1 pseudogene is annotated in these 711 nt (G+C 35.7%); it reads left to right on the plus strand.

The features are described 5' to 3' along the window. Nucleotides 1-355 precede the first annotated feature (355 nt). Nucleotides 356-711 (plus strand): annotated as a pseudogene (locus EDI28_RS26160) (IS630 family transposase); the annotation flags it as partial.

Here is a 711-nt window from a genome sequence, read left to right on the forward strand (position 1 = left end):
ATCAACCCAGAAATCAACGAAGCACTTGTCGTTGAATTCTACAACAAGATGTTGTAATATTTTATTGAATAAGACAGGCTTTGAGGCCTTGATATTAAGCACTTTGGGACGTTATCAACCCAGAAATCAACGAAGCACTTGTCGTTGAATTCTACAACAAGATGTTGTAATATTTTATTGAATAAGACAGGCTTTGAGGCCTTGATATTAAGCACTTTGGGACGTTCTCCTTTAGTGCTTTTTTGATTTCTCTTAGTATCCAGCTATAATCGTTTAGACATAACTAGACCGATATAGTCCAAAGTGATATAGTAAAATGAACCAAAAATAGTACACAATGTGGTATAATCTTCTTATGGCATATTCAATAGATTTTCGTAAAAAAGTTCTCTCTTATTGTGAGCGAACAGGTAGTATAACAGAAGCATCACACGTTTTCCAAATCTCACGTAATACCATTTATGGCTGGTTAAAGCTAAAAGAGAAAACRGGAGAGCTAAACCACCAAGTAAAAGGAACAAAACCAAGAAAAGTTGATAGAGATAGACTTAAAAACTATCTTACTGACAATCCAGACGCTTATTTGACTGAAATAGCTTCTGAMTTTGGCTGTCATCCAACTACCATCCACTATGCRCTCAAAGCTATGGGCTACACTCGAAAAAAAGAACCACACCTACTATGAACAAGACCCAGAAAAAGTAGCCTTAT

Source organism: Photobacterium chitinilyticum (assembly GCF_004104355.1).
Classification (GTDB): domain Bacteria; phylum Pseudomonadota; class Gammaproteobacteria; order Enterobacterales; family Vibrionaceae; genus Photobacterium; species Photobacterium chitinilyticum.